Source organism: Streptomyces sp. NPDC059355 (assembly GCF_042752335.1).
Lineage (GTDB): Bacteria > Actinomycetota > Actinomycetes > Streptomycetales > Streptomycetaceae > Streptomyces.
Genome location: NZ_JBHYXN010000027.1, coordinates 18,975 through 45,152 on the forward strand (window position 1 = coordinate 18,975; position 26,178 = coordinate 45,152).

Here is a 26,178-nt window from a genome sequence, read left to right on the forward strand (position 1 = left end):
CCGCCACCCAGCCTGGCCATGCCTTCGCGCGAGCGCCCGTAGCCGCGCCGGAGGCCATCGCGGCAAGACACCCCCTACGTGCCCGCCGGCGGGATGTTCTGATTGAGGCGGAACACGTTCCCCGGATCCCACTCGGCCTTCAGCGCGCGCAGCCGCTCCAGCTTCCGCTCCCGCGAGCCGTAGGCCAGGCGGATGCGCTGCTCGCCCTCGTCCATCAGGAAGTTCACGTACACGCCCGCCTGGTACGGCTGCATCGCGGACCAGAACTCCCGGACCCACCCGCACTCCTCGTCGAAGCCCTCGGGCGTGTCCCGGATCCCGTTGATGTTCAGCATGTGGCCCAGGGAGCGGCCCGAGGCCGCCGTGTCGTCCTCACCCACCCGGGCGACCGCGCCGCCCAGCTGGAACAGCGGGAACCCGCTCTGCGGCGAGGCGATCCGCCCCGCGTACCGCGCCATCACGTCCAGCGCGCCGTCGTCGAGCCGGTCGAGGCCGCAGCCCCGGAAGTAGTACCGCCAGCCGTGCGGGAACGAGGCGTCGAACATCGCCTGGTGCGCCAGGTACGGCTTCGGCCGGCACAGGTCGAGCAGCGGCCGCCCGAACTCCCTCATCGGCCGCATCACTTCCTCGCCGGCGTCCGGCTCCCCCACCCAGCAGGCGATCACCATCACCACCGGCCGGCCGTGCAGCTCCGGCGGGATCGCCGGCGACGGCGGGGCCTTGCGGTGGACCACGATCGTCGTCAGCTCGTCCGCCGCCCCCGCGATCCAGTCCCGGTAGAACCGCATGACCCGCGGCGAGTCCTCCACCGGCCACAGCACCGGCCCGGCGAGCACGGTCGGACCGACGGGATTGAGCCGGAACGTGAACTCCGTGACGATGCCGAAGTTCCCGCCCGCCCCGCACATCCCCCAGAACAGCTCCGGCTCGTGCGCCGCACCGGCCGTGACCCGCTCCCCGCCCGCAGTGACCAGGTCCACCGACAGCAGCTGGTCCACGCTCAGCCCGTACTTCCGGCTCAGCCAGCCGATCCCGCCGCCGAGGGTGAGCCCCGCGACGCCGGTGTGCGTCACGATCCCCGACGGCACGGCCAGCCCGAACGGCTGCGTCGCCGCGTCCAGCTCGCCGAGCAGCGCCCCCGCCCCGACACGGGCCGTACGGGCCTCGGGGTCCACCCGGATCTCCTTCATCGCCGACAGGTCGATCACCACGCCGCCGTCGCAGACCGAATGCCCGGGGAAACTGTGCCCGCCGCTGCGCACCGCGACCGGCGCACCCGTCTCCACCGCCCACTTCAGCGCCGCCACCACGTCGGCGGAACCGGTACAGGGCGCGATCAGGGCCGGATGCCGGTCGATGGCGCCGTTCCAGATCCGCCTGCGCTCCTCGTACGGAGCGTCCCCGGCCCGCACCAGGCTGCCCCGGAAGGAACGCGCCAGCTCGTGGTACGCGCCATCGTCCAGCCGGACCGGTACGGGCTGCGGTACCGGCACGGGTACCGGCACTGGTACCGGCGCAGTCGAGGCACCCATGGAACGAGTGTTCCACCGCGCGGATGTGCGGGCCAGCCGGGATCGTTCGCGCTGGTCAGCACGGATCCACCCGGTTGCGGGGGTGATCGGCCCACGTCACGGTGAGCACATGGCCGCGCCCCCGCCACCGCCCTCCGCCGGCCTGATCCGGCACCTCGGCCCCAACTGGTACGCCAGCGTGATGGGGACCGCCATCGTCGCCAACGCGGGCGTCGCCCTGCCCGTGCACGTCCGCGGAGCGCACACCTTCAGCCTGGTCTTCTGGGCCCTGTCCGCCGTCATGCTGGCCGTCCTGCTCACCGCCCGCGCCGTGCACTGGGCCCGCCACCCCGACCAGGCCCGGGACCATCTGCTCGACCCGGCCGTCGCCCCCTTCTACGGCTGCCTCTCCATGGCCCTGCTCGCCGTCGGCGGCGGCACGATGCTGGTCGGCAAGGACGTCATCGGCCTGCACGCCGCCGTGGTCGTCGACTCCGTCCTCTTCGTCACCGGCACGGCCGTCGGACTGCTCGCCGCCGTCGCCATCCCGTACCTGATGGTCGAGAGCCACCGGATCAGGCCCGGCAGCGCCTCACCCGTCTGGCTGCTGCCCCTCGTCGCCCCCATGGTCTCCGCCGCGCTCGGCCCGCTGCTGATCCCGCACCTGCCGCCCGGCCAGTGGCAGCGCGCCCTGCTGCTCGGCTGCTACACGATGTTCGGGCTGAGCATGCTGGCCACGCTGGTTCTGCTGCCCGTCGTCTTCGGGCGGATGGTGACCGGCCCGCGGCTGCCGCTCGCGCTGACCCCGACGCTCTTCCTGGTGCTCGGCCCGCTGGGGCAGTCGGTCACCGCCGCCAACAAGTTCGCCGACGCCGCCCCGGGGGTGGTGCAGCCCCCGTACGCCGAGGGCTTCCGGATGCTGGCCGTGATCTACGGGGTGCCGGTGATGGGGTTCGCGCTGCTCTGGTTCGCGTTCGCCTGCGCGGTGCTCGTACGGGCGCGGCGGCTCGGGATGCGGTTCTCGCTGACCTGGTGGGCGCTGACCTTCCCGGTGGGCACCTGCGTGACGGGCGCGGAGGGGCTGGCCCAGCACACGGGCCTGACGGTGTACCGCTGGCTCGCGGTGTTCCTGTACGCCTTCCTGCTGGCGGCCTGGGCCACCGCGGCCTCCCTGACCGCACGCGGCCTGTGGACGGGCGCGTTCGTCCCGGCCGCCACGCCCGCCGAGGACACGGGGGGCGTCGGGGCCACCGAGGGCACCGAGGCCGCCGAGGCCACCGAGGCCACCGAGGCCACCGCCAGGCGCCCATAAAGCGCGCTTATGGGCGCATAGACCCGATGCTTCTACCGGTGCGTAACCCCCGGGCGGAGGGTGGAACCGGAAAGCAAGAGTTCCCCCCGATGAAGCTGGGACACCATGTACACCCTCCTCTTCCTCCTCATCTTCCTGTGCGTCGTGGCGGTGCTGCGGCCCTGGCCGGCCAGGGTCCGGGTGCCGTTGTGGACGGGAACGCTGATCGCCTGCGTGATCGCGTTCCTCCCCCACGTGCTCGACCACACCTTCCACATCGCACTCTGAGGAGAAGAGCCCCGTGAACACCGCATCCACCACGCACCGGCTGGGCCTCTGGTTCGCCCACGCCTACGTCATCGGCCTGTGCGGCACCCTGGCCGGCGCGTACTTCTTCCAGTTCGGCCTCTGGGAGTACCCCTGCCCCATGTGCCTGCTGCAGCGGATGTTCTTCCTGCTCAGCGCGCTGGGCCCGGCCTGGATCATCGTCCGCTCCCGCAAGGGCGCGGTCACCACCGCGGAATGGGCCGCCGGCTGGGGCTGGGCCGTCGTCGCCGCGCTCGCCGGCAGCGTCGTCTCCGCCACCCAGGTCCTGATGCACATCGTGCCCCCGGACCCCGGCTACGCCGGCGCCCTGTTCGGCCTGCACCTCTACACCTGGGCCCTCATCACGTTCCTGGCCTCCGCCGTCGCCGCCGGGGCCGCGCTGTTCCTGACCCCCCGCTCCGAACCCCTCGACGCGGGACTCACCTCCCCCGCCCTGCGCCGGGCCTCGGCCGTCACCTCGGCGGTGCTGCTCGCCTTCGCCGGGAGCAACCTGGTCGCCTGCTTCTTCCTCCAGGGCTTCGCCTGGCAGATGCCCGGCGACCCCACCGGATACGCCCTGTTCGGCTGAGCCCGGACCGGTGCCGGGTGGCTCGCCGATCCCCCGATCGGTGAGCCACCCGGTCAGGCGGTGGTCAGCACCAGGCGGCCGCGGGTGCCCGGCTCCGCCAGGCGGGCGTGGGCCTTCACCGCGTCCGCCAGCGGGATCGTCTGCGAGACCCGCAGGGTCAGGGCGCCCGCGTCCACCAGGGCCACCAGCTCCGCCAAGTGCGCGCCGTCCGCCGCGACCTCCTGCTCCACCACCCGGATCCCCCGCTCCGCGGCCGGGCCGGCGTGCGGGCGCAGGCCCACGTACACCCCGTCGTCGCGGACGAAGCCCAGCGCCGGCTCCCCCAGTACGGCCGCGTCCACGACCCCGTCCACCGGCCCGGCCGGAGCGGAGCCGCGCGTAACGAACTCCTTCGCACCCAGGGACCGTACGAACTCCTCGTCCGACTCCCCCGCCAGGCCCGTCACCACCAGCCCCGCCCGTACGGCGAGCTGCACCGCGAGCGCGCCGACCACGCCCGCGGCTCCGGTGACGAGCACCGAGGACCCCGGGGCCAGCCCCAGCAGCCCCACCGCCCGCGCGGCGGTCAGCCCGCTCAGCGGGAGCCCGGCCGCGGCCACGGCGTCCACGATGACCGGCGCCGCCGCCACCGCCGAGGCGTCGAGCACCGCGTACTCGGCGTGCGTGCCCAGCGGCTTGACCGGCCCGTAGTGCAGTCCGACCACCCGCTGCCCCACCGACCAGCCGGTGACGTCGGCGCCGACCGCGTCGATCTCGCCCGCCACGTCCCAGCCGAGCCCGAGCCGCGTCCCGGCGCCGCCGAAGACGCCGACGCGGACGGCGCCGTCCACCGGATTCACCCCGGCCGCCTCGACGCGGACGCGGACCTGGCCGGGCGCCGGCCGCGGGACCGGCACCCGCACGATCTCCACCTGCTCCGGCCCGCCGAAGGCGTTGACGACGGCCGCCCGCATGGTCCGTACGCTCTGCTCGTTCTCGCTCATGATCTCTCCCCGAGTCCGTCCGTGGTCTTTCGCTCGTTCCTGCTGAGCACGAACTTAGAGAGAGGTACTCTCCTTTCGTAAGTACGCACTCGGGGGTGCGTACCCGACCCGGAAGTGGGGCACCCGATGGCCACCCGTACCGCCGCGGCCCGCCGCGAAGAGGCCCGCTACGCCTACGACGCCTTCCTCAAGGAGTGCCCCACCAGCCAACTCCTGGCCCGCATCAGCGACAAGTGGGTCGGCCTCATCGTCGCCGCGCTCGCCCAGGCCGAGGACGAATCCATGCGCTACAGCGATCTCGGCCGCAAGATCCCCGGCGTGAGCCAGAAGATGCTCACCCAGACCCTGCGCTCCCTCGAACGCGACGGCCTCGTCACCCGCACGGTCACCCCCACCGTCCCCGTCCGCGTCGACTACCGCCTCACCGGACTCGGCAGCAGCCTCGCCTGCCTCCTCACGTCCGTGAAGCAGTGGGCCGAGAACCACTTCGACGAGGTCAACACCCACCGCGAGCACCACGACAGGGCCGCGGCGGCTTCCTAGCCCGGAGCCCGGGACCTCAGCGCGCCCCCCGTAATTCCCCCGCGGGGTGCCGCCCGGCAGTGGCATGCTGGCCCCGTGAACGGACCAGCCATCGCCCTCACCCTCGCCCCCGAACTGCACGTGTTCGCCGCACCCGCCCGGCGCGGCACGCGCGTACCGACCACGACCGACGGAGCCTCCAGCCTCGGCCACGTCGTCGAGTCGGCCGGCGTCCCGCTCACCGAGGTCGGCCGGCTCCTCGTCGACGGGCGGGAGGTGCCCGTCTCGTACGTACCCCGCGCCGGGGAATCCGTCGAGGTCTTCGGCGTCGAGCGCCCCCAGCACCTCCCGGGCGGCCCCGACGCCCCGCCGCTGCGCTTCCTGCTCGACGTCCACCTCGGCACGCTCGCCCGCCGCATGCGCCTGCTCGGCGTGGACACCGCGTACGAGAACGAGGACATCGGCGACCCCGCCCTGGCCACCCGCTCCGCCGCCGAACAGCGCGTCCTGCTCTCCCGGGACCGCGGACTGCTGCGCCGCCGCGAGCTGTTCGCCGGCGCGTACGTCTACAGCGACAACCCCGACGAGCAACTGCGTGACGTCCTGGGCCGGTTCGCCCCCGCCCTCGCCCCGTGGACCCGGTGCACCGCGTGCAACGGGCCGCTGCGCGAGGCCGACAAGGACAGCGTGGGCGACCGGCTCGAGAGCGGGACGCAGCGCTCGTACGACGTCTTCGCGCAGTGCGCGGCGTGCGAGCGCGTCTACTGGCGCGGTGCCCACCACGCCCGGCTGGAGCGGATCGTCAGCGAGGCCGTCGAGGAATTCGGCGGCGTGGCCACCCCCTGACGCGTGTCCGCCGGCGGCCACGCGGCCCGGCCGGGTCAGAAGGCGTAGGAGTCGCCCGTGTCCAGCGCCAGCACCGCGTGCTGGTTGTTGGACAGGTCGCGGTCGGACGCCCCGCCGTTCCACCAGGTGTCGATCCGGACCACCGCCTCCGGCACCGGCTCCTTCAGCTCCAGCAGCAGCCCGATGTGCCGGCCGCGGCCGTGCAGGGGCAGTGCGCCCGTCTCGCACACCACCTCGCGCTGCCCGGCCCGCGCACAGCCCTGCGCCAGCTCCTGCCGGTCCGCGAGGTCCGCCGACAGGCGCACCCGCAGCGTCGCGTTGGGCAGCGCGGACGGCCCCTCGTTCTGCGGCACCACCCACACCCGCAGCCGCCCCTGCGACAGGGACACCCGCCCGTGGTACGCCACGTCGGCCTCGGGGCCGCTGCGGGCAGCCGCCCCCGCCTCCGTCCCGGACATCCCGGACACCCCGAGCACCAGCAAGCCCGCCACCACCACACTCCGTACGGCACCACGGCGCACCGCCACCACCTCCACGCGCGGAGGCTAGCCAGCGCCGCCCCCGCCCGGTCGGACCATCACACGAATGAGGGCGAGGCCCTCGCCCAACCGGCGGGCACCGGCGGGCGGCGACGGGCACCGGCGGGCGGCGACGGGCGGCGGCAATCCGGCCCCGGCGGCCCCCTGCGTACGCTTCGAGCCATGCTGATCGCCCGCTCCGCCGCCCTCTTCGCCGTCGCCGCCGTCCTGGAGATCGGCGGCGCCTGGCTCGTCTGGCAGGGCGTGCGCGAGCACAAGGGCTGGGCCTGGATCGGCGCCGGGGTGATCGCCCTCGGCCTCTACGGCTTCGTCGCCACGCTCCAGCCCCAGGGCGACTTCGCCCGCGTCCTCGCCGCGTACGGCGGGGTCTTCGTCGCGGGCTCCCTCGTGTGGGGCATGGTCGCCGACGGCTACCGCCCCGACCGCTGGGACGTCGCGGGCGCCCTCGTCTGCCTCGCCGGCATGGCGGTGATCATGTACGCCCCGCGCGGCCGCTGAGCCCCGCCTATGCTGGCGGGTAATCGCCCGTACGCATGACCGACCGACCGAACGACCGAGGAGCCCGCAGATGAGCACGGCCAGCGCCACCGCCAACCGGACCGCCGTAGTCACCGGCGCGAGCAGCGGCATCGGCGCGGCCACCGCCCGGCAGCTCGCCGACGCCGGCTACCACGTCGTCGTCACCGCCCGCCGCAAGGACCGTATCGAGGCCCTCGCCGCCGAGCTGACGGCGGCCGGCCACTCCGCCGCCGCCCACGCCCTCGACGTCACCGACCGCGCCGCCGTCGACGCCTTCGCCGCCTCCCTCGACCGCTGCGACGTGCTCGTCAACAACGCGGGCGGCGCCATCGGGGCCGAGCCCGTCGCCACCGGCGACCCCGCCGACTGGCGCACGATGTACGAGGTCAACGTCATCGGCACCCTCAATGTCACCCAGGCCCTGCTGCCCGCCCTCATCGCCTCCGGCGACGGCACGGTCGTGGTCCTGTCCTCCACCGCGGGCCACGCCACGTACGAGGGCGGCGCCGGCTACGTCGCCGCCAAGAACGGCGCCCGCGTCCTGGCCGAGACCCTGCGCCTGGAGATCGTCGGCCGGCCGGTCCGCGTCATCGAGATCGCCCCGGGCATGGTGAAGACCGAGGAGTTCGCGAAGACCCGCTTCCGCGGCGACGCCGAGAAGGCCGAGAAGGTCTACGCGGGCGTCGCGGCCCCCCTGACCGCCGACGACGTGGCCGACACCATCGCCTGGGCCGTGACCCGCCCCAGCCACGTCAACATCGACCTCCTGGTGGTCCGCCCCCGCGCCCAGGCCTCGAACACGAAGGTCCACCGCGACCTGTAGGACGTTGTCCTGCAGGACGTGGACCTGCAGGACGTGGACCTGCGGGACTTACGGGACCAGCCCCGCGGACTTCAACGCGGGCATGAGGGCCGCCGGCTTCAGCCCGGCGGCCTTCGCCGCACCCAGGGCCCGGTCCAGATCCGCGCCCAGCGCCGGCGTGAAGTGCAGCAGCACGATGTCCCCGGCCTTGAGCTGCGGGGTCGGCGGCGGCGCATCGGTCCAGGTGGTGAAGTCGTACGTCCACGTGACCAGCGCCTTCACCCCGCACGCCTTGGCCGCTGCCCGCACCTCGTCGTTCACCGCCCCGTACGGCGGCCGCAGCAGCTTCGGCTCCCGCCCGAACGCCGCCGCCAGCCGCTCCCCGGCCCCGCACACCTCGGCGTCCTTCCCGGCGGCGTCGAGGGTGGTCAGATCGGGGTGGTTCACGGTGTGGTTCTCCACCGTCGCCCGCCCCTCGTCGAGGAGCCGGGTGAAGTACCCGGTGTCGTACGAGGCCGCCCCCGGCAGCAGGAACAACGACGCGGGAACCCGCTTGTCGATCAGCTTCTGCGCGGCGGCGGGATCATGCACCCAGCCGTCGTCGACGGTGATGAAGACGACCTTCTCGGAGGTCGGCACATGCGATACGACGGGCGGCAGCCCCACGGGCCGCGCCACGGCGCTCCCGACCACCCCCAGACCGAGGCCCACAGCAGCAACCACGCCCACGACGACACGAGATCTCCACATGCCCCCACCTTGGTCTAGACTAACTCCCGGCGTCAATCCCCCAGTTGAAGCGCCGGGCGGGACCACGGGGTGTCCGCCTCCGCGGACTCCGGCCGCAGGCCGAGCTCGTGGAGCTCGTTGACCGCCATCATGGCTGTGAACAGCGCGTTCGGGTTCGCCCCGCCACCGCCCAGCCCGGCGAAGACCTCCGCGTACCGGGCGGTGAACGCGCTCGGCCGCACCGGGCCGTCCCCCGTGATCAGCTCCAGGGCCGCCGACTGCAGGGCGGCGGCCTGGTCCAGCAGGCCGTCCAGGAACGGCACCACGACCCCGGCGCCGCGGCGCACGGCGAAGGTGTGCCCGTCGGTGAGGAGCGCGGCCTCTCCCTCCTCGAAGAGCAGGGCCACGGCGCCGAGCACGGTCTGGATCTTGAGCTGGTCGGCGTCGGCCATCGCACCGCAGGCTCCGTTGCCCTCGTCGGACAGGTGGAGGACGCCGCAGTCCCTCAGGTGCACGATCACGTGCCCGGCACAGTGGCCCTGGCTGCGCAGCACGCGGACCGCGCCGTCGGCGAAGGTCCAGCCGGTGAAGCGCGCCGAGCCGATCCGGATCCGCTCCAGCGGCCGCTCCTCGTAGGTGCGGGCGGTCGCCGCGAAGGGCCGGTACGGCTGGAACAGCGACACCAGCGCGGGGCCCGCGAGTGCGGGAGCGGGCAGCGGCGCCATCCCTTCGACGCGCTCGAAGGCCTGCACCCAGTACGAGGCCGGGTCGCGCATCTGGTCGAGATCGGGCGCGGGCACCCAGTGCTCGACCGGCACGCCCAGCTCGTCGGCCAGGTCGTTGTTGCCCACGTGGTCGGGATGGCCGTGCGTGGTCAGGACGAGCACCCGGGACCAGGGCCCGACCCGGTCCATCGCCTCCCGCAGGGCCGCCCGGAAGGCTTCGGTGACACCGGTGTCGACGACCACGAGGGTCTCGCCGGCCCGGTGCACGAGGGCGTTGGCGACATCCGGCTGCCCGCGCTCGACGTCCAGTTCCTGCCCGAGGACCAGCACGGTCCGCTCGTCGATCCCGATCAGTTCACCGAGCGCGGTCACGAATCCTCCCGCGGTCCCGCCGGCCCACCCCGCGACACCCCTCCTGTCGAGCGTACGCCGCACCCGGCACGGTGTCCCCGGGAGCCTCTGGCCGTTCGCGAGAGCAATGTGATATTCCGCCATACGTTCGAGTGAACGATGCCCAATCCGGCACCGCAGCCCAGACGCAGACCTAAGTTCGGCCACAAAGCAAACGGCCTCCGGCCGGGATGGCACTCCCGGCCGAAGGCCTCACCGAGAGGGAAGAAGGACTTCCTCATGGCTGAACAGGACCCTAGCGCCACCGCGCGCTTCATGGACCTCACCGACCCCCGCTACGCATACATGTTCGGCTTCCTCCAGGCCGACGGACACCTCTCGGAGCAGTCGCGCCGGCGCGGCCGACTCACCGTGGAGATCAGCGTGCGGGACATCCACATCCTGCACGAGTTCCAGCGCCTGACGCCCTACGCCAGCAGCGTGAGCGAACGCGTGCGGGGCACGAACTTCTCGTCGCAGCACCACTCGGCGACCTGGGCACTGTGCGCCCTCGAGGCCAGGACCACCCTCAATGAGCTCGGTCTCCCTTACGGGCGCAAATCGGCGACGATCATGCCGCCGCACCTGGAGTTCTCCAGGCGCGACTACCTTCGCGGGGTCATAGACGCGGACGGATCCGTCGGCTTCACCGGCCAGGGCTTCCCCTTCGTGTCACTGACCACTGCCAGCACAGCCATCGGCGCGTTCCTCTGCGACTACGCGAGGGAGATCACCGGAGCCGAGCGCCGAATCAAGCGCAACGCACGCGACGACATCTACAACATCGTCTACACCAAGGAAGCCGCCATGCACCTGGCCGAGCACCTCTACTACCCGGGTTGTCTGGCCTTGCTCCGCAAGCAGACGGCGGCGGACTCGCTCACGTCATGGCAGCGCCCGGCCGGCATGAGGATCGCACCGCCGCGGCGCCGCTGGTCGCAGACGGACGACCGAATCCTGCTCCGACTCGACGATCCGGCTGCGGCAGCACGCTCGCTGGACCGTACGGAACAGAGCTGCGCCATGCGCCTCTGGCGGCTGCGCACCGGGCGGGTCCCCATGCCCGGTGCGTGATGTTCCACGCATGCGGAAGAGCCCGGACCGAAGTTCGGTCCGGGCTCTTCCGTCCCCCCGACAACTGCACCCAGGGCTCAGCCCTTGATGCAGATGACCTGTTTGAGCTTGGCCACGACCTCCACCAGGTCGCGCTGCTGCTCCATGACCTGCTCGATCGGCTTGTAGGCCGCCGGAATCTCGTCCACGATGCCCGCGTCCTTCCGGCACTCGACACCCTTGGTCTGCTCCGCCAGGTCCCGCGTCGAGAAGCGCTTCTTCGCCGCGGTCCGGCTCATCCGGCGGCCGGCGCCGTGCGAGGCCGAGTTGAAGGCCGCCGCGTTGCCCAGGCCCTTCACGATGTACGTTCCGGTCGCCATCGAGCCGGGGATGATCCCGAGGTCCCCCGAACCGGCACGGATCGCGCCCTTGCGAGTGACCAGCATGTCCATGCCTTCGTACCGCTCCTCCGCCACGTAGTTGTGGTGGCAGCTGATCTCCGCGTCGAAGGCCACCTTCGCCTTACGGAACTCACGCCGGAGCACTTCCTTCGCGAGCGCCATCATGATCGCGCGGTTGTACATGGCGTACTCCTGCGCCCAGTGCAGGTCGTTCCGGTACGCGGCCATCTCCGGCGTGCTCGCCAGGAACACCGCCAGGTCCCGGTCCACCAGCCCTTGGTTGTGCGACAGGCTTCGTGCCAAGCCGATGTGGTGCTCCGCCAGCTGGTTGCCGACGCCTCGCGAACCGGAGTGCAGCGTCAGCCACACGGCACCCTGACTATCCAAATTGAGCTCTAGGTGATGATTGCCGGATCCGAGCGTTCCGATCTGCTTTGTGGCGCGTTCGCGACGGAACTTGACCGCGTCCGCCAGGTAGTCGAACCGCTCCCACAGCCCCGCGTACCCCTCCGCCGAGAAGCCGTACAAGCGGTCCGGGTCCACCGGGTCGCGGTGCATGCCCGCGCCCACCGGGATGGCGCGCTCGATCTTCGAGCGGAGGGGGGACAGGTCGCCCGGGAGGTCGTTCGCCGTCAGGGACGTCTTCACCGCCGACATGCCGCAGCCGATGTCCACGCCCACCGCCGCCGGGCACACCGCGTCCTTCATCGCGATCACCGAGCCGACCGTGGCGCCCTTGCCGTAGTGGACGTCCGGCATGACGGCCAGGCCCTTGATCCAGGGGAGCGTGGCGACGTTGTGCAGCTGGCGCATCGCGCTCGCCTCGACCGACGCAGGGTCGGCCCACATCCGGATCGGGACCTTCTCTCCCGGCACCTCTACATACGACATAACGCTTCAATCCCCCGAGAACCACAGAAAATTCGCAATACGCAAAAGCCTCGCTCTTAGCCCCAAACCAGACAGGGGACCGGCGCCGGCACCAGCGTGTGCGATAGACATTGTGTTCATCCGCGTCCAAAGCGCGGCAACGCATTTTCCTGACCGCCGGGCGGCCCCGGCCGGTCGAAGGGGGCCAGTGGACGTGCAGCGCAAGGCGGTACGGCAACGACGACGAGTCCTGCCGGGCATCGCGATGCTCACCGCGCTCATGGCCGGCACGGCCGGCCTGACCGGGTGCACCAGCGGCAGCGGTGTCGGGTCCGACACCGACTCCAAGGCGGGCGACAGCAGCCCCGCTCCCGCGCCGGCCGGCAAGTACCGCAGCCTGCCCGCGCCCTGCAAGGCCGCCGACGGCAAGCGCCTCAAGGCGATGCTCCCGGTCGGGGACAGCCTCACCGAGCAGCAGCGCGCCCAGTTGTACGCCGGGGTCGCGGACACCTCGTACGACGGCGACCGGCACGTCGGCTGCCGCTGGACGGCGCAGTCGCCCGAGGAGACCCGGCTGCTGTCGGTCGGCTTCGAGCGCGTGGTCTCGTACGACCGGACGCTCATGAGCGACGACGACAAGGCACGGCAGGTGTACGTGCGCCGGCTGACGGACGCGCACCTGCCGTTCCCCGGACCCACCGCGAGCCCCACTCCGAGTACGGCCGCCGGTGCGGCCACGAGCCCCGGCGCTCCCCCGCCGGCGGGCGGGCAGCCGCCGTCCCCTGGGGCCGGCAGTCCTTCCGCTTCCGCTTCCGCTTCCGCTTCCGCGCCGCCGCCCGAGCTCGGCTCCCGGGTGCTCGAAGGGCTCGGGACCGAGGCGTACATCGAGGACAAGCTGAGCGCGGCGGGCGCGAGCGCGGCGCAGGCGCGGACCGTGCGGATTGTGTTCCGTACCTCGAATGTCATCGTCACGGTCGAGTACAGCGTGCAGCCCGCGCTGCCCGGTACGGTGCCTTCGAGCCCCGAAACCCAGGACAAGGCACGGCAGTTGGCGCAGGCGCTCGTCGAGCGTTTCAACGAGTGAGCGCGGGCGTGCGGGGCTCGGCGTGACGGCGCGCACAGCAGGCGCGCGCCGGGTCGGGCTACCTTTGTTCGGGTCCCGCGCCCGCCCGCCGAGCCCGAACCGAGCCCCGAACCGAGTCCGAACCGAGTCCGCACCGCGTCCAAAGAACGCGCCCACAACGTACTGACTGAAGGAACCATGCACCGATCTGCCTCGCGCCTCACTCGCGTTCTCGCCTGCGCAGCCGTCCCGGTGATCCTCACCGTCGCCGGCTGTTCGTCCGACTCGGGCAAGGACTCCGCTTCGGGCGGCGACAAGAAGCCCGGCGCGTCCTCCTCCGCCAAGCCGAGCGGCAAGGCTTCGGCCGCGCTGGAGAAGGCGGCGTTCGCGACGCTGCCCGACCCGTGCAAGTCGATCCAGACGAAGACGATCGAGACCCTCGTCCCGGAGGCGAAGGACAAGAACGGCACCGCGACCAAGTCGAACGACCTGGCCTCCCGTGCCAGCTGCTCCTGGAACGGCCTGGACGAGGACGGCCTGAAGGGCTCGCAGTACCGCTGGCTGTCGATCTCCCTGGTCCGCTACGAGTCGCACTCCTCGCTCGGCGGCGCGAACAAGCGCGCCGAGGACCAGTTCAACAAGCAGGTCGAGACCGCGAAGGCGACCGAGGGCGCGCAGAACGTCAAGGTCGAGCAGGCCGGCGGGGTCGGCGACCAGGCGTCGTCGATCGTGTACGGCGTGAAGAAGGACGTGGACTTCTTCAACACGACGATCGTGGCGCGCACGCAGAACGCCGTGATCACGCTCGACTACAACGGTGCGGCGTACGAGGGTGCCGGCGCTCCGGATCAGGCCAAGCTGCTCGAGAACGCGATCGCCGCGGCGAAGGAGGCGGTGGCTTCGGTCGCCACCGCCAACCAGCAGCAGCAGCCGGCTCAGCAGCAGCCTGAGCAGCAGGCTTCTCCCTCCGCGCAGTAGGCGCGGCGGGTCCGGGCGGCGCGGCGGGCGGCGTGGCGGGCGCCTAATGGGAGGCTGACATTCAGTCACCTGTGCGGGCACCCGTACGCTGTGCCTGCCATAGCTCGACAAGGGGAGGGGATCGCGGGTGGCCGCGATGCAGCTGACTCGTACGCACCGGATACTCATCGGCGTCGTGGTCGCAGGAGCCGTGGTCATCGCGGGGATCGGTTTCGCCGGTTCGTACGCCGCGGTCCGCGCGCTCGCCCTGCAGAAGGGGTTCGGGAACTTCTCGCTGGTGTTCCCGATAGGCATCGACATGGGCATCTGCGTGCTGCTGGCGCTGGACCTGCTGCTGACGTGGATCCGGATCCCGTTCCCGCTGCTGCGCCAGACGGCGTGGCTGCTGACCGCGGCGACGATCGCGTTCAACGGCGCGGCGGCCTGGCCGGACCCGCTGGGCGTGGGCATGCACGCCGTGATCCCGATCCTGTTCGTGGTCACGGTGGAGGCGGCCCGGCACGCGGTGGGCCGGATCGCGGACATCACCGCGGACCGGCACATGGAGGGTGTCCGCATCACGCGGTGGCTGCTGTCGCCGCTGCCGACGTTCAAACTGTGGCGCCGGATGAAGCTGTGGGAGCTGCGGTCGTACGAGCAGGCGGTCGGCATGGAGCAGGACCGGCTGATCTACCAGGCGCGGCTCCAGGCCCGGTACGGCCGCGCGTGGCGCCGCAAGGCCCCGGTGGAGGCGCTGATGCCGCTCCGCCTGGCCCGCATCGGCGTCCCCCTCTCCCAGACGGCCCCCGAGGGCCTGGCGGCGGCGGGCATCGACCCGCTGCTGCTGCCTCCGGCGGCGGCCATCGCGGCGGGGGCGGCGAGCGCGCCGGGGGCGGCGTCACCGGCTCCGGCGCTGGAGACGGCGGCCGCGCAGGAGGGTCCGGAGCCGCAGGCCGCGCGGCCCGCCCCGGTCCCGGGCCCCGCCCCGGTCCCGGGCCCCGCCCCGGTGGCGCACGCCCCGCTGCCCTTCGCGGTGGACCCGACGGCGATGCCCGCGGCGCACGACAGCGCCTGGTTCGCGGCGCCGCTGGCCCCGCAGGCGGCGTACGAGGGCGGCTACAACCCGCAGTACGTGGAGGGGCTGGAGCCGACCCCGGTCATGCCCCCGGCAGGCCCGGACCAGGAGCAGGACCCGCGGCAGTTCCAGCAGCAGGTCCCGGAGCAGTACGAGCAGCCGGTGCAGGAGCAGCAGCAGCCGGTGCGGGAGCAGCTGCCGGCTCCCCGCCGGGAAGCCGGGGCGGAAGCCGGTGACGCCCTCTCGGACATCGACGAGGCGAAGTTCACGGAGGCCGCGTACGAGGTCTTCCGGACCTACATCGAGGAGAACGGCAAGGTGCCGAGCCCCGAGCAGGTCGACATATACCTCTCGGACCGCCACGGGATAAACCACCCGCTGGCCTTCAGGACGATCAGCCGGCTGATGCCCGAGCTGAAGCAGCGCTACCAGCGCGATCTGGAGAACGAGCACATCCCGTAGACCGCACCGGCCTCATCCGCTCCGGCAGCCGGAAGGGCCCGCACCCCCTCGGGGTGCGGGCCCTTCACGTACCGGCGCGGCGGCTGGTGCTCAGGCGGCGAGCAGCTTGCGGACCCGGTCCGCGCCCACGGCGAGGAGCAGGGTGGGCAGGCGCGGGCCGGTCTCCCGGGTCACGAGCAGGCGGTACAGGAGTGCGAAGAACGTGCGCTGCGCGACCTTCAGCTCCGGCGTGGGCTTCGCGTCCGGCTCCAGGCCCGCCATCACCTTCGGCACGCCGTAGACGAGGGTGGTGAGTCCGTCCAGCGACCAGTGGGAGTCGAGGCCCTCCAGGAGCAGCCGCAGCGACTCGCGGCCCTCGTCGTCCAGGGACGACAGCAGCTCGGTGTCGGCGGACTCCCGCACCAGCGTCCGCTGGTCGGCCGGGACCTGGGTGGTGATCCAGTTCTCGGCGCGGTCCAGGCGCGGCCGTACCTCGTCGAGGGAGGTGAGCGGCTGCGACGGGTCCAGGTCGGCCAGGATGCGCAGGGTCTGCTCGTCGTGCCCGGCGGTGATGTCCACGACCGACGCGAGCGTCCGGTACGGCAGCGGCCGCGGGGTGCGCGGCAGCTCGTGCGAGGCGACGCGTACCGCACGGGTGTGCGCGGCGGCATCGGCCGGCAGCACCGAGCCGTCGGCGACCTTGGACTCCAGCTTGTCCCACTCGTCGTAGAGCCGCTGGATCTCCTGGTCGAAGGCGATCTTGAAGGACTGGTTCGGCTTGCGGCGCGCGTACAGCCAGCGCAGCAGCTGCGGCTCCATGATCTTCAGCGCGTCGGCCGGGGTCGGGACCCCGCCCTTCGACGAGGACATCTTCGCCATGCCGCTGATGCCGACGAACGCGTACATCGGTCCGATCGGCTGCTCGGCGCCGAAGAGGTGCACGATCTGCCCGCCGACCTGGAAGGACGAGCCGGGCGAGGAGTGGTCGACGCCCGAGGGCTCGAAGATGACGCCCTCGAAGGCCCAGCGCATCGGCCAGTCGACCTTCCAGACCAGCTTGCCGCGGTTGAACTCCGACAGCTTGACGGTCTCGGTGAAGTCGTCCTCGGTGCAGACGTAGGTCAGCTCGGTCGTCTCATCGTCGTACGAGGTGACCGTGGTGAAGTCCTTGTTGCACGCGCCGCAGTACGGCTTGTACGGGAAGTACTCCGAGCCCTCGGCGCTGCCGTCGTCCTCGTTCGCCGCGCCGGAGCCCTCGGCGGCCTCCAGCTCGGCCTCGTCGACCTGCTTCTGCTGGGGCTTCTTGCCGCCCGGCTTCTGCTTGGTGCGGTACTGGTCGAGGACGGCGTCGATGTCGCCGCGGTGCTTCATCGCGTGCAGGACCTGCTCGCGGTAGGTGCCGGCCAGGTACTGCTCGGTCTGGCTGATCGGGTCGTACTCGACGCCCAGCTCGGCCAGTGCCTCGACCATGGCGGCCTTGAAGTGCTCGGCCCAGTTCGGGTACGCCGAGCCTTCGGGGGCGGGGACCGCGGTCAGCGGGCGGCCGATGTGCTGGGCGTGGGACTCCTCGGTGACGCCGGGGATGCCCTTGGGCACCTTGCGGTACCGGTCGTAGTCGTCCCAGGAGATCACGTGCCGGACCTCGAAGCCGCGGCGGCGGATCTCGTCGGCGACCAGGTGCGGGGTCATGACCTCGCGCAGGTTGCCCAGGTGGATCGGGCCGGAGGGGGAGAGTCCGGACGCGACGACTACGGCTTTGCCCGGGGCTCGGCGCTCCGCCTCGGCGATGACCTCGTCCGCGAAACGGGAGACCCAGTCGGTCTCGGTGCTGCTCTGGGCGCTCTGAGCCACGACACGTCCTTCTATCTCGAATGCTGGCTTCTCGCCATTCTCCCAGACGGAGCGGGACACTCCGGGGTTGCCCACGGGCCCCCTTTATCTCGGGAAACGGGACGGCCCCACGTGGGATACTCGGGGCTTGTCGGAACAACCAAGTGCAGCTTCAGGCACGACCTCACAGGAACGGCAGCTCATGGCCTCGGTCCCTTCCCTCGCTTCTTCGGTCAATCAGCGCGTCGCCGACGCCCTCGCCTCGGCTCTGCCGGAGGCCGGTGGCGCCGACCCGCTGCTGCGACGAAGCGACCGGGCCGACTTCCAGGCCAACGGCATCCTGGCGCTCGCGAAGAAGGCCAAGGCCAACCCGCGCGAGCTGGCGGCGACCGTGGTCGGCTCCATCCCCACCGGTGACCTGATCAAGGACATCGAGGTCTCGGGCCCCGGCTTCCTCAACATCACCGTCTCCGACCGGGCGATCATCGAGACCCTCGCCGCCCGCGCCGGCGACGACCGCCTCGGTGTCCCGTACGCCGCGAACGCGGGCACGACGGTCATCGACTACGCGCAGCCGAACGTCGCGAAGGAGATGCACGTCGGCCACCTGCGGTCCGCGGTCATCGGCGCGGCGATGGTGGAGATCCTGGAGTTCACGGGCGAGAAGGTGGTCCGGCGCCACCACATCGGCGACTGGGGCACCCAGTTCGGCATGCTCATCCAGTACCTGCTGGAGCACCCGCACGAGCTGGACCACAAGTCGGACGCGGAGGTCTCCGGCGAGGAGGCCATGTCCAACCTCAACCGCCTCTACAAGGCCTCGCGCGTGCTCTTCGACTCCGACGAGGAGTTCAAGACTCGGGCGCGGGCGCGTGTCGTCGACCTCCAGGCCGGCGACGAGCAGACCCTCGCCATGTGGCAGCGGTTCGTCGACGAGTCGAAGATCTACTTCTACTCCGTCTTCGACAAGCTGGACATGGACATCCAGGACGCGGACGTCGTCGGCGAGTCCGGCTACAACGAGATGCTGGTCGAGACGTGCAAGCTGCTGGAGGACTCGGGCGTCGCCGTCCGCTCCAACGGCGCGCTGTGCGTGTTCTTCGACGAGTACAAGGGCCCGGACGGCAACCCGACCCCGCTGATCGTCCAGAAGTCGGACGGCGGCTTCGGCTACGCCGCGACCGACCTGTCGGCGATCCGCGACCGCGTGGGGAACCTGAAGGCGGACACCCTCATCTACGTGGTCGACGCCCGCCAGTCGCTCCACTTCAAGATGGTCTTCGAGACGGCCCGTCGCGCGGGCTGGCTGAACGACGGGGTCAAGGCCGTGCAGCTGGCCTTCGGCACGGTCCTCGGCAAGGACGGCAAGCCCTTCAAGACCCGTGAGGGCGAGACCGTCCGGCTGGTGGACCTCCTCGACGAGGCCGTGGAGCGGGCGACCTCCGTGGTCCGGGAGAAGGACAGGGACCGCGGGTTCCTCAGCGAGCAGGAGATCGTCGAGAACGGCCTCCAGGTCGGCATCGGCGCGGTCAAGTACGCGGACCTCTCCACCTCCGCCGCGCGCGACTACAAGTTCGACCTGGACCAGATGGTCTCGCTGACCGGTGACACGTCCGTGTACCTCCAGTACGCGTACGCACGGATCCGGTCCATCCTGCGCAACGCGGGCGACCGTTCCCCGGCCGCCCACCCGGAGCTGGAGCTGGCCCCGGCCGAGCGCGCGCTGGGCCTGCACCTGGACCAGTTCGGCGAGCTGATCGCCGAGGCGGCCGCGGAGCACGCCCCGCACAAGGTGGCCGCGTACCTGTACCAGCTGTCCTCGCTGTTCACGACGTTCTACACCGAGTGCCCGGTCGTGAAGCCGGAGCCGGAGCTCGTCGTCGGCGAGAACCGCCTGTTCCTGTGCGACCTGACCGCCCGCACGCTCAACAAGGGCATGTCCCTCCTGGGGATCCGTACTCCCGAGCGTCTCTGACCCTGTTCGCGGGGCGCACGCCTCCGTACGATCGGCCTTCCCGTCCTGACGGCAGGGGAGGCCGATCGTGAACGGTTCACAGGGTGTGCAGGTGCATGGGCAGGGGCAGGGTTTACCGCTGGCGCGCGCCGCGCTGAGAGTGCTGACCGGCGCGGGGGGAGGCACCCCGGCGCAGTCCGCCCTCCGGGCGCGGATACGGGTCCACGTGGAGGACCGGCTGCGCGGTGGCGCGCTGGGCATCGCGCTGCTGACGAAGTTGCGCGACGAGCCGGGTGACGCGTCCACGGCCATCGCCGTGCCGGTGCTGGCGGACGAGATCTCCCGCGACCCGGCATTCGGGGACGTCCTGAACGACCTGCTGGAGCAGCTGCTCGGCGGCCCGGCGGCCGTGGCGGCGTACGGGGTCCCGCCCGGCGGCGGCGGGGCGGGCGCCTCCAGCTCGCTGGGGTCGATCGGACTGGGCTCGGTGACGGCGAACCAGTTCGCGTTCCAGCCGCAACAGGCCCCGCAACAGCCTTCGGGGCCACCGGCGCCCGTGGCGCCCCAGGTGGTGGTCATCCCGCCGATGCCCGGGTACCGGCCGTACCGGTCGAGCGCGTGGCTGGTCTTCATGCTCGGGCTGCCGCAGTTCGCGTTCTTCTTCCTCTTCGCCTTGCTCGGGGTCCGGCTCGGGGTTCCGGTGGCCTACGGCTCCTTCTCCTTCGTCCTGGGGATCGTTTCACTGCTGCTGGCCCTCTTCGGCCTCATCCGCGGGCTGTTCCTGTTCCGCGGCCCGTCCAGCGTGCTGGTCTACGCGGGCACGGCGCTGAACCTGCTCGTCGTGGTCGTACTGACTCTCGGCGCGGGATTCGGCGGAATCTTCAGGATCAGTTTCTGAACCGGTCGTTCGTGAACCGGTCGTTCCTGAACCGGTCCCACCAGTGGGGGCGGGGCTTCGGCGGCCGCCTGTGTCGAGGTCGCGCCGCTTGCGCGAGAAAGGTGCCGTTCGGGACTCGAAAGTCCGTCACGGCACCTCTCTCGCTCTCGCTCTCGTTCGCTCTCGTTTTCAGCGCGTGGTCCCACCTCGCGCAGTGGGTCAGTGGCTGATCGGGTAAGAGTGTCGGCCCGTCGCGTCGTCGATCTCCGAGTGGGCCTTCTGCAACATCTGGGACGCAAGATCCATGAGCGCGCGAGCGCCTGCGATCTCTTCCCCGACCCGCAGCTGCTCCGGGTCGGAGGGGTGGCGCATGGCGTAGCCGTGCGCCCTCATCTCGGAGCCGTCACCGAGCCTGACCATGGCCGCCGCGCTGGTGCGGTGGCCTTCCTCGGTGAATTCGAGCTCCACGTGCCACCCGACGAGTGTGGGCATGGTGCATCACCTCCAGGGGGTCACCCTTGCCTCCAGGGTGCGCCCGGGGCGGCGGGAACGCGAGCGGGGGCTTCGGGGGGGGGCCGGGTCCCGGTGGGGCGGGGTCGGTGGTGTGTCCGGGGGCGTCCCGTCAGTCCACTGTCCTTCCGTGTCGGGTCGGTCCGTCAAGGGCGCTCCCTGCGGTCGCGTCGCTGCGCGATGGCCTTCGGCCACCCTTGACCGACCGCCCCGCCCCGGAAAGACAACAGACTGCCGGGAAACCCCCGAAGGAATGGCCGGGAGGATACCGGGCAGGGACGGGCCCTCAGCGATGCCGACCGGTGTTCTTGGCCGGTCCTGTTCCCGTCCCGGGACCACCACCCCCGGCCATGACGACAGGGCGCGCCAGATCGCTACGCGCTCCCCTCGGCTTGGCGTCACCGGACCGCCTGTGGCCGGACATAAGCCGCCCAAACATCATCCACGGACGGCTATTTCGGCGTCTGCGGCCTGTTCCGGAGCAATGAACGGGCGATGGAGACGAAAAGCGGGCGAGACGGAGCCTGATGCCGAACTTTCCAACCTCTCACTCCGGCAAGGGCCCTTGTGGGTCCCGATTGGTTGCCAAAAGGGACAAACAGGCCGCAGGCGCCCTATCGGAGGGGTTGGTGCCGGTCTTGGGCGGCTTATGTCCAACCCCAGACGGCCGCCGGACGCTGAGGCATGAGAAGCGCGTAGCGATCTGAGGCGCCCCCCGGCCCGGCCGGGGCTCGATGGTCCTGGCGAGGCCGGATGCGGCTGAACCGGATGGCAAGGTCCGCATCCCTGACGCACCCATGGGCTTGCCTGTCCCCCGTGACCGTTCCTTCGGGGGCTTCCCGGCAGTCTTATGGCATTCCGGGGCGGGCCGGGCAGTCAAGGGTGGAGCGCAGCGACATCGCGAAGCGACGCGACCGCAGGGAGCGCCCTTGACGGCCCGGACCGACACGGAAGGACAGTCGACTGCCGGGAAACCCCCGAACTCCCTCTGACACCGGACAACGAGACCCCGCCAGCCGGCGATCCCGACCACCACCCCCGACCCCGAACGACGAGACCCCGCCCCGCCCACCCCCGAGTGCCTTCGTCGTACCGTCTGCTCGTGACCATCGCCGAGCCCAGCGCCCCCAGCGCCCCCGACGCCGAGCTCTACATCGACCGGGTCGAGGCCGCCGACGACGGCGAAGTCAGCGTCGTCGTGCGCTGCATCGAGGGGCCCGTGCGGCTCGGGGCCCGCTTTCGCAGCATCCCCGGGTCGGCCGCCGAGATCGACCTCCAAGTGATCCGCATCCTCTTCTACCGGCGGTCCGTCACCTTCCTCGACCCCGTCTGCACCGCCATGGTCACCCTCCGGGGCTCCGGCGCGCTCCACCTCCACGAGGCCGTCTTCCGGACCATCCGGGGCGTCAACCCCGCCCGCCCATGAGGCGCGCCGGTCAAGGCATTTGCCCCTGCTTGCGCGGACGTGGAGGCTGTGGGGAGCGAACGTGCGTACGGGGGAGGCTTGTGGTGACCGAGAGCAAGAGCGGATCCGGGCGGCTGGTCGGGGTGTTACTGGCCGTCCTGTCGCTGATACCGGCGCTGGTCTGCGGGCTGCTGTTCACGGTGGGGCTGCCGGACGGCATCCGGCGGTACGAGGACTACGCCGCCGCCCGGCCTTGTCCCGCCGGCGACTGCATCCGTACCCTCCCCCTCGCCGTCGACCACACGGTGGTCAAGAAGGGCAAGGGCGGCAAGTTCGAGGCGACGCTCTCCAGCCCGGACGCCTGGACGGCCGTCGTGCGGTTCGGGGACCCCGGGCCGCTGCTCTCGCGGCTGGAGCCCGGCGATCAGGTGTCCGCCACCGTGTGGCGCGGCCGGATCATGACCGTCGCCAAGGAGGACATCCGGCAGGGCACCGCCGACGAGCCCCGCGACGACGCCCAGATCGGCGCGGGCCTCGCCACCTTCACGGGGCTGCTCGCCGCCCTCGGGCTCGGTTTCGCGGCCGCCTGGCTGGCCGGGGCCGGCGGGCGCGGGCCGTGGACGTGGCGGGCGCTCGGGATGCCCCTGCTCATCGGCTCGGCGCTGGCCTGTCTCGGAGTTGCCGTCGCCGCCTACCTGATCGGGCTTCCCTGGTGGGCCGTTCCCGTGGTCGCGGTGCCGTTCGTGGCGTACGCCGCCCTCCGGCTCCACCGGTACCGGCTGCGGCGAACGGCCCCGCAGACCGCGGAGTGACAGATTCCTCCGCCGCTCCGTGAACCCCCGCCCGGCCCCTGCCTACCCTGCCCGGCATGGGTAGGAACAGGAAGCCGAGATGGTGGCAGGTCTGGTCACGGGTCTGGCGGGCCGGGCTCCCCGCCGGGTCGGCGCACGTCTGGCCGTTGCGCTGACCCGGCCGCCGGGGTGCGGGGCGGCGCCCCGGCCCGCCCCTCCCTCAGTCGATGCCCTGCGCGAAGCGGAAGAAGCGGTTCGGGTCGTAGGCGCGCTTGACCGAGCGGAGGCGGGAGTAGTTCCGGCCGTAGTAGGCGTCGCGCCAGTTGGTCAGGGCCGGGTCCATGTAGTTCTGGTACGACTGGTGCAGCGAGGCCGCGTACGGCTCCACGGTGTTGAAGCCCCTGTCGACCCAGGCCTGGCCCCGGTCCTTGTCCTCCTGCGTGAGGCTCGGGCTGGTCAGGCCCACCGAGTACCCCGCGTTGAAGAGCGAGTCGCGGTGCACGAAGGCCGTGGCCGTCGGGGCGACGTCGTTGACCTTGCCCGCGTAGGCGAAGAGGCCCAGGAAGCGGAACTGGCCCGGCCGGAAGTCGGCCGTGAAGGCCGCCAGGGCCGCCTCGGCGTTGGCGCGGGTCCAGCCGCGGGCGAAGAAGTTGTTGCGGCCCAGGGAGTAGTTGTCGCGCGTCAGCTGCGCCTCGGGCGAGTAGCCGATCCGGTGGCACTGGTCGACGGTCTTCGTGCCGCAGCCGAAGACGTTCATCATCGCCTCGCGGTACGGCGCTTCGACGACCGTGCGCGAGGTCGTGGGCCGGCCGGCGGCCGCGACGAGCTGGTCGAGGACCCGGTCGGCGTCGGCCTTCGGGCCGGCGTAGCCGCCGGTGAGGACGACGTACGGCTCGGTGCCCTGCGGGGCGTCCGTGGAGAGCAGGAACAGCAGCTCCGCGGAGAGCTCGCGGGGCGCGGTCGCGATCCAGTCCTGCCAGGCCAGGATCACCTGGACGGCGTCCGACCAGGCGAAGTTGAGGTTGTACGTGGTGAGCGAGGGGATCTGGGCCGGCTGCACCTCGAAGTCGGTCACGACGCCGAAGTTGCCGCCGCCACCGCCGCGCAGGCCCCAGTACAGGTCCGGGTTCTCGGTCTCCGAGGCCCGTACGGTCCGCCCGTTGGCCAGGACGACGCGGGCCGACACCAGCCGGTCGGCGCCCATGCCGAACTTGCGGGTGGCGTAGCCGAGGCCGCCGCCCTGGAGCCAGCCGCCGACCGCGACGGTGGGACACGTGCCGGCCGCCACCTGGATGTCGTACGGGGCGAGGGAGTTGAGGACGTCGACGCCCTGGCTGCCCGGTCCCAGGTGGACGGTGTCGCCGGGGCGGACGTGGTTGAGCTTCGAGACGTCGATGACCAGGCCCGGCGTGGTCGAGTAGCCGGCCTGGCTGTGGCCGCCGCTGCGCACCGCGGGGGCGAGGCCGTAGTCCTGGGCGAACCGGATGCACGCGGCCACGTCGGCCTCGCTGGTGCAGTAGGCGATGGCCTGCGGGTGGATCACGTCGAACTGGGCCAGCTGCAGCTGCTTGGCCGTCTCGTACGTGGCGTCACCGGGCAGGACCAGCCGGCCTGACAGCCGGCCCTGCAGGATCTTCCACGGGGTGGCGCCGGCAGCCTGCGCCAGCATCAGGCCACCGGTTCCGGCGGTCAGTGCGGCGGCCGCCCCGACGCTGGCACCGGCGCGTATGAGCGAGCGTCTGCTGAGCACGTGAACCACACTCCGTTCAGTCCTGGCACCCAGGACGAGGCTTTCGGTCGAGTGCGTGCAGCCTCGGTCAGGAACGCACGGTTCCCGCCACGACTATCCGGAATCCGTCACTACCCGGCGGTGCACCCGGGCCGAGCTGACGTACTCGGTCCGCGGCCCGCAAGTTGGCCGAGGGGCGCCGCCTACGGTGACGCCCCGACCGACGAGCAGGGTGCAAGGAGGGGTGACGTCCGCATGGGCAGTGCGCGCAGGCCGTACGTCCTGTTGTCCGCCGCGATGAGCGTGGACGGGCGGCTCGACGACGCGAGCCCCGACCGGCTGCTGCTGTCGTCCCCGGAGGACTTCGACCGGGTGGATGCCGTGCGGGCGTCCTGTGACGCGCTGCTGGTGGGCGCGAGCACCGTACGGAAGGACAATCCGCGGCTGCTGGTGGGCGATCCGCGGCGGCGGGCCGCCCGGGTCGACCGCGGCGCACCGGCGGATCCGCTCAAGGTCACCGTCACCGCGTCGCCCTGGCTCGATCCCGGGCTGCGCTTCTGGCACTGCGGCGGCGAGAAGCTGGTGTTCACCGTGGACGCGAGCGCCGGGCCGCTGCGCGCGGCCCTCGGCGGTCTCGCCGAGGTGGTGGGCACCGGGCCGGAGCTGGACTGGGCGCGGGTGCTCGACGTGCTCGGGCGGCGCGGTGTCGGGCGCCTGATGGTGGAGGGCGGCACGTCCGTGCACACGCAGCTGCTCGCCCTGGACCTGGCCGACGAGCTGCAGGTTGCCGTGGCCCCGCTGCTGGTGGGCCAGGAGGGTGCGCCGCGGCTGGTGGGCGGGGCCGAGTTCCCGGGCGGGCCGGCCGCGCGGATGAGACTGCTGGACGCGCGGGTGGCGGGCGACGCCGTCGTACTGCGCTACGCGCCGAAGGAGCGTGCCCTGTGACCCCGCTGTACCTGTCGGACGAGGAGTGGATGCGCCGGGCGATCGCCCTGTCGCGGCTGTGCCCGCCCAGCCCGGGCGCGTACTCGGTGGGTGCGGTGCTCGTGGACGGCGCCGGGATGGAGCTGGCGTACGGGTACAGCCGCGAGGGCGACCCGAGCGTGCACGCGGAGGAGTCGGCGCTGGCCAAGCTCGCGCCGGGCGATGACCGCCTGAGTGGGGCGACGCTCTACTCGACGCTGGAGCCCTGCTCGGAGCGGCGCTCGCGGCCGGATCCGTGCGCCCGTCTGGTGATCGCGGCCGGGGTGCGCCGGGTGGCCATCGCCTGGCGGGAGCCGGCGCTGTTCGTGGCGGCGTGCACGGGCGTGGCCGATCTGCGCGCGGCCGGGATCGAGGTCGTGGAGCTGGCGCGGCTGGCCGGGGAGGCCCGGAAGGCCAACGCACACCTGTGGACGGCGGGGCCGGGGAGTTGACGTACTCGCGCATGCGGCGTTGTCCGCGCGGCTCGTGGCGCAAAAAGTGGGCACC

General features: G+C 71.9%; 26 protein-coding genes. 17 read left to right on the plus strand and 9 right to left on the minus strand.

Annotation, left to right across the window (positions count from 1 at the left end; translation table 11 throughout):
* Positions 1–74 precede the first annotated feature (74 nt).
* Positions 75–1,532, minus strand: a complete 1,458-nt coding sequence (locus ACFXGI_RS24415; protein ID WP_384710339.1) for an FAD-binding oxidoreductase — start codon at positions 1,530–1,532, stop codon at positions 75–77.
* Positions 1,533–1,641: 109 nt separating this feature from the next.
* On the opposite strand from ACFXGI_RS24415, the gene ACFXGI_RS24420 reads away from it, so the two are divergent.
* The 3 genes from ACFXGI_RS24420 (at position 1,642) to ACFXGI_RS24430 (ending at position 3,697) form a co-directional block, all read left to right on the plus strand.
* The gene (locus ACFXGI_RS24420) at positions 1,642–2,823 is read left to right on the plus strand and encodes a TDT family transporter (RefSeq protein ID WP_384710342.1); all 1,182 of its coding nucleotides are present in this window, start codon (positions 1,642–1,644) and stop codon (positions 2,821–2,823) included.
* Positions 2,824–2,928: 105 nt separating this feature from the next.
* Positions 2,929–3,090: a hypothetical protein gene (locus ACFXGI_RS24425; protein WP_234435518.1), complete on the plus strand. Its 162-nt coding sequence runs from the start codon at positions 2,929–2,931 to the stop codon at positions 3,088–3,090.
* A 13-nt stretch (positions 3,091–3,103) separates the two neighbouring features.
* On the plus strand, positions 3,104–3,697 hold the full coding sequence (locus ACFXGI_RS24430; RefSeq protein WP_384710345.1) for a disulfide bond formation protein B: 594 nt from the start codon (positions 3,104–3,106) through the stop codon (positions 3,695–3,697).
* A gap of 53 nt (positions 3,698–3,750) precedes the next feature.
* On the opposite strand, the gene ACFXGI_RS24435 is transcribed toward ACFXGI_RS24430, so the two are convergent.
* Positions 3,751–4,650 carry an NADP-dependent oxidoreductase gene (locus tag ACFXGI_RS24435; RefSeq protein WP_384710554.1) on the minus strand — a complete coding sequence of 300 codons (900 nt, stop codon included), beginning with the start codon at positions 4,648–4,650 and terminating at the stop codon, positions 3,751–3,753.
* A gap of 156 nt (positions 4,651–4,806) precedes the next feature.
* Here ACFXGI_RS24435 and ACFXGI_RS24440 point away from each other — a divergent pair, with 156 nt between their 5' ends.
* Both ACFXGI_RS24440 and ACFXGI_RS24445 read left to right on the plus strand, forming a co-directional pair.
* A complete protein-coding gene (locus tag ACFXGI_RS24440) occupies positions 4,807–5,223 on the plus strand; it encodes a winged helix-turn-helix transcriptional regulator (RefSeq protein WP_384710348.1) in 417 nt (138 codons plus the stop codon).
* A 75-nt stretch (positions 5,224–5,298) separates the two neighbouring features.
* Positions 5,299–6,048: a Mut7-C RNAse domain-containing protein gene (locus ACFXGI_RS24445; RefSeq protein ID WP_384710351.1), complete on the plus strand. Its 750-nt coding sequence runs from the start codon at positions 5,299–5,301 to the stop codon at positions 6,046–6,048.
* A gap of 35 nt (positions 6,049–6,083) precedes the next feature.
* Here the strand turns inward: ACFXGI_RS24445 and ACFXGI_RS24450 are convergent, their stop codons facing one another.
* Positions 6,084–6,584: a hypothetical protein gene (locus ACFXGI_RS24450; protein WP_384710354.1), complete on the minus strand. Its 501-nt coding sequence runs from the start codon at positions 6,582–6,584 to the stop codon at positions 6,084–6,086.
* Between the two features lie 165 nt (positions 6,585–6,749).
* On the opposite strand from ACFXGI_RS24450, the gene ACFXGI_RS24455 reads away from it, so the two are divergent.
* On the plus strand, positions 6,750–7,085 hold the full coding sequence (locus ACFXGI_RS24455; protein ID WP_384710357.1) for a YnfA family protein: 336 nt from the start codon (positions 6,750–6,752) through the stop codon (positions 7,083–7,085).
* A gap of 70 nt (positions 7,086–7,155) precedes the next feature.
* The gene (locus tag ACFXGI_RS24460; RefSeq protein ID WP_384710360.1) at positions 7,156–7,929 is read left to right on the plus strand and encodes an SDR family NAD(P)-dependent oxidoreductase; all 774 of its coding nucleotides are present in this window, start codon (positions 7,156–7,158) and stop codon (positions 7,927–7,929) included.
* Between the two features lie 48 nt (positions 7,930–7,977).
* Here ACFXGI_RS24460 and ACFXGI_RS24465 read toward each other — a convergent pair whose 3' ends face one another.
* Positions 7,978–8,658 (minus strand): polysaccharide deacetylase family protein, encoded by a 681-nt coding sequence (locus ACFXGI_RS24465; RefSeq protein WP_384710363.1) that lies wholly within the window; start codon positions 8,656–8,658, stop codon positions 7,978–7,980.
* A gap of 32 nt (positions 8,659–8,690) precedes the next feature.
* Positions 8,691–9,734: an MBL fold metallo-hydrolase gene (locus ACFXGI_RS24470; RefSeq protein WP_384710366.1), complete on the minus strand. Its 1,044-nt coding sequence runs from the start codon at positions 9,732–9,734 to the stop codon at positions 8,691–8,693.
* Between the two features lie 258 nt (positions 9,735–9,992).
* Here ACFXGI_RS24470 and ACFXGI_RS24475 point away from each other — a divergent pair, with 258 nt between their 5' ends.
* A complete protein-coding gene (locus tag ACFXGI_RS24475) occupies positions 9,993–10,826 on the plus strand; it encodes a hypothetical protein (protein WP_384710369.1) in 834 nt (277 codons plus the stop codon).
* Between the two features lie 77 nt (positions 10,827–10,903).
* Here ACFXGI_RS24475 and ACFXGI_RS24480 read toward each other — a convergent pair whose 3' ends face one another.
* Complete coding sequence (locus ACFXGI_RS24480; RefSeq protein ID WP_384710372.1) at positions 10,904–12,097, minus strand: RtcB family protein; 1,194 nt, start codon at positions 12,095–12,097, stop codon at positions 10,904–10,906.
* Between the two features lie 193 nt (positions 12,098–12,290).
* Here ACFXGI_RS24480 and ACFXGI_RS24485 point away from each other — a divergent pair, with 193 nt between their 5' ends.
* From ACFXGI_RS24485 to ACFXGI_RS24495, 3 genes are all read left to right on the plus strand, one after another.
* A complete protein-coding gene (locus tag ACFXGI_RS24485; RefSeq protein WP_384710375.1) occupies positions 12,291–13,160 on the plus strand; it encodes a DUF3558 domain-containing protein in 870 nt (289 codons plus the stop codon).
* A 177-nt stretch (positions 13,161–13,337) separates the two neighbouring features.
* Positions 13,338–14,117: a DUF3558 family protein gene (locus tag ACFXGI_RS24490; RefSeq protein WP_384710377.1), complete on the plus strand. Its 780-nt coding sequence runs from the start codon at positions 13,338–13,340 to the stop codon at positions 14,115–14,117.
* A 136-nt stretch (positions 14,118–14,253) separates the two neighbouring features.
* Complete coding sequence (locus tag ACFXGI_RS24495; protein ID WP_384710380.1) at positions 14,254–15,633, plus strand: DUF2637 domain-containing protein; 1,380 nt, start codon at positions 14,254–14,256, stop codon at positions 15,631–15,633.
* A 90-nt stretch (positions 15,634–15,723) separates the two neighbouring features.
* On the opposite strand, the gene lysS is transcribed toward ACFXGI_RS24495, so the two are convergent.
* A complete protein-coding gene (gene lysS, locus ACFXGI_RS24500) occupies positions 15,724–17,463 on the minus strand; it encodes a lysine--tRNA ligase (RefSeq protein WP_384710383.1) in 1,740 nt (579 codons plus the stop codon).
* Between the two features lie 181 nt (positions 17,464–17,644).
* On the opposite strand from lysS, the gene argS reads away from it, so the two are divergent.
* Together argS and ACFXGI_RS24510 are read left to right on the plus strand one after the other, a co-directional pair.
* Complete coding sequence (gene argS / locus ACFXGI_RS24505) at positions 17,645–19,417, plus strand: arginine--tRNA ligase (RefSeq protein WP_384710386.1); 1,773 nt, start codon at positions 17,645–17,647, stop codon at positions 19,415–19,417.
* Between the two features lie 139 nt (positions 19,418–19,556).
* Positions 19,557–20,294: a hypothetical protein gene (locus ACFXGI_RS24510; RefSeq protein ID WP_384710389.1), complete on the plus strand. Its 738-nt coding sequence runs from the start codon at positions 19,557–19,559 to the stop codon at positions 20,292–20,294.
* Between the two features lie 198 nt (positions 20,295–20,492).
* Here ACFXGI_RS24510 and ACFXGI_RS24515 read toward each other — a convergent pair whose 3' ends face one another.
* The gene (locus tag ACFXGI_RS24515) at positions 20,493–20,765 is read right to left on the minus strand and encodes a DUF1876 domain-containing protein (RefSeq protein ID WP_366103737.1); all 273 of its coding nucleotides are present in this window, start codon (positions 20,763–20,765) and stop codon (positions 20,493–20,495) included.
* Between the two features lie 1,120 nt (positions 20,766–21,885).
* Here ACFXGI_RS24515 and ACFXGI_RS24520 point away from each other — a divergent pair.
* Positions 21,886–22,209, plus strand: coding sequence for a hypothetical protein (locus ACFXGI_RS24520; RefSeq protein ID WP_384710392.1), 324 nt, complete (start codon positions 21,886–21,888; stop codon positions 22,207–22,209).
* An 83-nt stretch (positions 22,210–22,292) separates the two neighbouring features.
* Positions 22,293–23,000, plus strand: a complete 708-nt coding sequence (locus tag ACFXGI_RS24525; protein WP_384710395.1) for a hypothetical protein — start codon at positions 22,293–22,295, stop codon at positions 22,998–23,000.
* Positions 23,001–23,199: 199 nt separating this feature from the next.
* Here the strand turns inward: ACFXGI_RS24525 and ACFXGI_RS24530 are convergent, their stop codons facing one another.
* Positions 23,200–24,729 (minus strand): FAD-binding oxidoreductase, encoded by a 1,530-nt coding sequence (locus ACFXGI_RS24530; protein WP_384710398.1) that lies wholly within the window; start codon positions 24,727–24,729, stop codon positions 23,200–23,202.
* A 234-nt stretch (positions 24,730–24,963) separates the two neighbouring features.
* On the opposite strand from ACFXGI_RS24530, the gene ACFXGI_RS24535 reads away from it, so the two are divergent.
* The gene (locus tag ACFXGI_RS24535) at positions 24,964–25,653 is read left to right on the plus strand and encodes a RibD family protein (RefSeq protein WP_384710400.1); all 690 of its coding nucleotides are present in this window, start codon (positions 24,964–24,966) and stop codon (positions 25,651–25,653) included.
* Positions 25,650–26,123 carry a deaminase gene (locus ACFXGI_RS24540; RefSeq protein WP_384710403.1) on the plus strand — a complete coding sequence of 158 codons (474 nt, stop codon included), beginning with the start codon at positions 25,650–25,652 and terminating at the stop codon, positions 26,121–26,123. The genes ACFXGI_RS24535 and ACFXGI_RS24540 overlap by 4 nt, the downstream gene beginning before the upstream one ends.
* The last annotated feature ends 55 nt before the right edge of the window (positions 26,124–26,178 follow it).

Bases quoted from the DNA above. Each gene is read 5' to 3' on its own strand.
- ACFXGI_RS24440 (WP_384710348.1), top strand. From the start codon at position 4,807: ATGGCCACCCGTACCGCCGCGGCCCGCCGCGAAGAGGCCCGCTACGCC.
- ACFXGI_RS24425 (WP_234435518.1), top strand. From the start codon at position 2,929: ATGTACACCCTCCTCTTCCTCCTCATCTTCCTGTGCGTCGTGGCGGTG.
- ACFXGI_RS24515 (WP_366103737.1), bottom strand. From the start codon at position 20,765: ATGCCCACACTCGTCGGGTGGCACGTGGAGCTCGAATTCACCGAGGAA.
- ACFXGI_RS24435 (WP_384710554.1), bottom strand. From the start codon at position 4,650: ATGCGGGCGGCCGTCGTCAACGCCTTCGGCGGGCCGGAGCAGGTGGAG.
- ACFXGI_RS24475 (WP_384710369.1), top strand. From the start codon at position 9,993: ATGGCTGAACAGGACCCTAGCGCCACCGCGCGCTTCATGGACCTCACC.
- ACFXGI_RS24415 (WP_384710339.1), bottom strand. From the start codon at position 1,532: ATGGGTGCCTCGACTGCGCCGGTACCAGTGCCGGTACCCGTGCCGGTA.
- ACFXGI_RS24455 (WP_384710357.1), top strand. From the start codon at position 6,750: ATGCTGATCGCCCGCTCCGCCGCCCTCTTCGCCGTCGCCGCCGTCCTG.
- ACFXGI_RS24460 (WP_384710360.1), top strand. From the start codon at position 7,156: ATGAGCACGGCCAGCGCCACCGCCAACCGGACCGCCGTAGTCACCGGC.
- ACFXGI_RS24490 (WP_384710377.1), top strand. From the start codon at position 13,338: ATGCACCGATCTGCCTCGCGCCTCACTCGCGTTCTCGCCTGCGCAGCC.
- ACFXGI_RS24465 (WP_384710363.1), bottom strand. From the start codon at position 8,658: ATGTGGAGATCTCGTGTCGTCGTGGGCGTGGTTGCTGCTGTGGGCCTC.
- ACFXGI_RS24480 (WP_384710372.1), bottom strand. From the start codon at position 12,097: ATGTCGTATGTAGAGGTGCCGGGAGAGAAGGTCCCGATCCGGATGTGG.
- ACFXGI_RS24535 (WP_384710400.1), top strand. From the start codon at position 24,964: ATGGGCAGTGCGCGCAGGCCGTACGTCCTGTTGTCCGCCGCGATGAGC.
- argS (WP_384710386.1), top strand. From the start codon at position 17,645: ATGGCCTCGGTCCCTTCCCTCGCTTCTTCGGTCAATCAGCGCGTCGCC.
- ACFXGI_RS24420 (WP_384710342.1), top strand. From the start codon at position 1,642: ATGGCCGCGCCCCCGCCACCGCCCTCCGCCGGCCTGATCCGGCACCTC.
- ACFXGI_RS24495 (WP_384710380.1), top strand. From the start codon at position 14,254: ATGCAGCTGACTCGTACGCACCGGATACTCATCGGCGTCGTGGTCGCA.